This window comes from Vibrio sp. Y176 (assembly GCF_033438945.1).
Map to the genome: position 1 here is coordinate 1 of NZ_JAWOQS010001046.1, position 543 is coordinate 543.

The window sequence follows — 543 nt, forward strand, 5'->3', positions numbered from 1 at the left end:
ACGATTACGGGCTCCTCTGTTTCTAGCCGTCTTTATATTTATCAAGATAAGTCGGAGGTTCGCTACTGTTTCGATACCAAGCGAGTTACGCGAAATGGTATTACGGTTGCGGATAGTGTCGATACGTCCGTAAGTGGTATGCGTTATCTAGAGCCTACTCTGCAACGAGGTGGTTTAGTTCATATAAATCTAGAGTTGGAGCAGTATGGTGAACGTAGTGTGTATCAACAAGATGTGCAGGTGCTCAATGTCCCATAGAAGAAACTCCAGCGGAAATGTACTAATCATCGTGTTATTCGTCATTATTGTAATGGGATATTTGGCTTCCTCTTTAATGAAAGTGACATGGTCGAATCAAAGCGGATTAACAAGAGAGTTTTTGGGAACAAAAGCTTGGTTTGTTGCTCAGTCTGCAAATGAGTGGGCATTGACGGAACTATATCCATTAGACACTCCTGAACCAGATGTGGAGACACTTTGTGCAGGTAACGTCAATGGTCAGATCCCCAATGTTACAGAAGGAACAGGTTGTCGACTCAATGC

The 543-nt window shown here is 43.1% G+C and carries 1 protein-coding gene and 1 pseudogene; both read left to right on the forward strand.

The annotated features are described in order from the left end of the window. Positions 1-258 (forward strand): annotated as a pseudogene (locus R7O13_RS30120) (MSHA biogenesis protein MshO); the annotation flags it as partial. Continuing rightward, positions 248-543, forward strand: a 296-nt coding sequence (locus R7O13_RS30125) for an MSHA biogenesis protein MshP (protein WP_318305625.1), incomplete at its 3' end; no start/stop codon positions are given. The pseudogene R7O13_RS30120 and the gene R7O13_RS30125, both read left to right, overlap by 11 nt.